Origin of the sequence: Neochlamydia sp. AcF95, assembly GCF_018342455.1 — a bacterium.
In the GTDB taxonomy this organism is placed as follows: Bacteria; Chlamydiota; Chlamydiia; order Chlamydiales; family Parachlamydiaceae; genus Neochlamydia.
In genome coordinates, this window is sequence record NZ_JAEMUC010000013.1 from 1 (window position 1) to 3123 (window position 3123).

The 3123-nt window shown below is 35.6% G+C and carries 2 protein-coding genes; one reads left to right on the forward strand and one right to left on the reverse strand.

The features are described 5' to 3' along the window. Nucleotides 1–966 precede the first annotated feature (966 nt). Nucleotides 967–2256 carry a sodium:proton antiporter NhaD gene (gene nhaD / locus NEOC95_RS00765; RefSeq protein ID WP_213151000.1) on the reverse strand — a complete coding sequence of 430 codons (1290 nt, stop codon included), beginning with the start codon at nucleotides 2254–2256 and terminating at the stop codon, nucleotides 967–969. Nucleotides 2257–2333: 77 nt separating this feature from the next. Here nhaD and NEOC95_RS00770 point away from each other — a divergent pair, with 77 nt between their 5' ends. Beyond that, nucleotides 2334–2882, forward strand: a complete 549-nt coding sequence (locus tag NEOC95_RS00770) for a hypothetical protein (RefSeq protein WP_213151002.1) — start codon at nucleotides 2334–2336, stop codon at nucleotides 2880–2882. Nucleotides 2883–3123 lie beyond the last annotated feature (241 nt).

The window sequence follows — 3123 nt, forward strand, 5'->3', positions numbered from 1 at the left end:
AGCAGTAAACATACAAAATATCGAATTATTTCCGCAACTCCTATTTTCCTTTTTCTTTATTTTTTTCCTAAGCTTCTAAAAATTAAAGCGACTGAATAATTTTTAAATTTGAGCAGTCACTTTTCAACCTATATGTTTGTTCTAAGGTGTGCAAGGATATAAATCGCTATATCAGGGGGAATTCTAAGGAGAGGCGTTTGTCTTAGGGTGAAATCTAAATCACTCGTTCTCTAGATGTTATTATACCAAAAAAGCAATCTTATTCAAGGATTATTTTAATATAATGTGGAAAAAACTGTCCCGTCTTTCTTGTCCTTCTTATTTTCATGCAGGGCATTTAGGCGAAATCGATGGTGAGTATTCCTGATAGTCCAAGCTTAACTTCTCCCTCTAATTTGAAAGAAAGCGAAAAGCTCCTCTCCTAATCTATTCTCCAACTTATATGAAACGTTTCTTTTCCTACCTTTTAAGCCAGCATATTTCGTGTTCCCTTAATTTGTTGAGTGTAATCTTATAGGGCATTTCTTAACTTTTGGCTTCTTAACTCACCTGTTTAATGTATTGCCAGTTCTTAAAGCGTCTTTTCCTAATCATCTAGCTTCTAAGGTTAAAAGCCCATGATGTCTCACCTCATCTGCTTCAATTTATTCAATCTTTATGCTGTATATTTTAGCAAAAAAGCGAATGCGGGAAATGCAAGTTAATTGTAAGTTTTCTCTTACATTCAGCTGATAAGGGATTCCGCCATTTTTTTATTAAGTTAAAGGCAGATGAGGAATGCTTTCTAAAACACAACAGGCATAGACTACCTGATAAAACCTAAATAGGGGATCTTTATAAAGGTGCCTTAAAAAGATCTTTTTAGTCATTGAAAGTTTACATAAAGGGAATGCTCCTTATATAAACAAAGAGCTATAAAAGAAAATAAGAAAGCTTCCTGATCCTCCTCCCTTCTTCCTCTAAAGATCAGATAATGCTAAGTAAATAGTAGACGGTAATGCCCGCCATGTAGCCTACAGAGGCAGGAAAAGATATTTTTTTTAAATACCAGGAAAAATCTACTTTCTCTAGTCCCATAAAGACCACACCTGCAGCAGAGCCAATAATCAACAGGCTGCCTCCAGTGCCTGCACAATAGGCTACCAATTGCCAAAAGGAAGAATCTTGAGGATACTGTTGAAGACTGTACATTCCCATGCTGGCCGCTACCAATGGAACATTATCCACAATTGCTGAAGCTATACCAATTAGAGTGGCTATCACCTCTGTGTTTCCTACATGCTGATTTAACCACTGAGCTAACATTTTTAGTAGCTCTGCCGACTCTAAAGCATTAATGCATAAAAGAATGCCAAAGAAAAATAATACTCCTGATAAATCAATCTTTGTTAATACATGCGGCACACGTAAATGTTCACGATCTTCTTCTTTAAAATAAGCAATATCCGTCATTAGCCATAATAGCCCTAAACCAAACAATATTCCCATAAAGGGGGGCAAACCCGTCAATGTTTTAAAAATAGGGACAAAGATAAGCGCAGCTATACCTGCTAAAAAAATTAGCTTGCCAATAGGTTCTAGTTTTTTATGCGCGTTCAATAATTCATGCTCGATTAGTGAGCCTTTTAAGCATTGGCTAATGATGGAAAATGAGCCAATAAAGCATGCTAGACTAGGAAAAAAAAGATTTTTAATGATTGCCCATGAAGTCACTTGCCCCCCTATCCATAGCATAGTTGTCGTGACATCTCCAATCGGTGTCCAAGCGCCCCCTGCGTTGGCTGCAATTACTATCCCCCCGCCTATTAACCAGCGATCCTCTCGGTTCGTCAATAGCTTTTGCATAATGGAAAGCATTACAAGCGTGGTGGTTAGGTTATCTAGAACTGCTGATAAAAAGAAAGTAATCAAACCCAACAGCCACAGCAGGCTAACTTTAGATCTAACTTTAATAACATCTAAAATGATTTTAAAGCCGTGATGAGCATTAATAAGCTCCACGACGCTCAAAGCACCTATAAGAAAGAATATTACCTGGCTAATATCAGCCACATGAGCAGCTAATGAATCCAAGTTCTCTTGATGAGAAAATTTATCGTGATGATTAGCAAATTGCAAAATCCAACAAATAATGGCCATCAGCAAAGCTGTGGTCGTTTTGTTGACTCTGATCACATGTTCTATGGTAATAAAGCCATAACCTATGATAAAGACAATAATCATGCTGATAGTATAAATATTTAGAGTGATAGCCATATAAGTTTTCCTGTAAATCTTTTCTGCTAATATACATTCTAATATGCGATTTTTACATTCTAACCTAGGTAAAAAAAATGGAAGAGCCTATTTTATCTTTAAACTCTGCTATTCATTCTTCTATAAAAAAAGCTACCCTTATCAAAGGCACAATTTATGGAGCTGCCGGCATCAGTTTATGGCTCTATGGAGGAATTTTCCTTTCTCCTTCTTTCTTAGCTACTTGGGGATGGATTATTCTATTTTTAGGAGGGTTATTTATCACTTTAGGACTTTTGCCCTACCGTCAATTGGCGTATTTAGAAAATACTCCCCACCAAATAAAGGTGACTGCACTAAATGAACTTTATTTTGCCTTGCATGGTAGGATCCTTTTTAAAGTATCCCTGGAAAAAGTAGATGAAATGGCTTATCTAGACGATGACAAACATTACGGGATTGGTTTGTGGATGGCTCCTACCTCAAAAGACATTACTGCTTTACATTTTTCTTTGGATCTTCCTCTGTATTTAGAAGAAAATCAAAAAAAATATTTTTGCGACCTATTTTTACCCTATTTTAGTAAACGTTCTTATCAAGAACTAGAAGAGATATACAAAAGCTTGGAAAAAAAGAGAGTAGAATAATCAAGGAATAAAATATTTAATTGCACTCTAAAAAGGACGGCATAAAAAATAAACCGCTCTCTCTAAAAACAGGAGATTACACCTTACTAAAGTCAAGGCAGAAACATCCACTATTTTATGACTTCTCTATGCCTAGCTTATTTAGTTCAACATGATTTAAAGTATTTTTGCCCTGAGATAATATTTTAGGAGAGTTTTTTATCAAAAAATGCTATATTTTCTTTACAAGTAAATCATTACA

Coding starts and splice junctions, on each gene's coding strand:
- nhaD (WP_213151000.1), bottom strand. CDS start 2,256: ATGGCTATCACTCTAAATATTTATACTATCAGCATGATTATTGTCTTT.
- NEOC95_RS00770 (WP_213151002.1), top strand. CDS start 2,334: ATGGAAGAGCCTATTTTATCTTTAAACTCTGCTATTCATTCTTCTATA.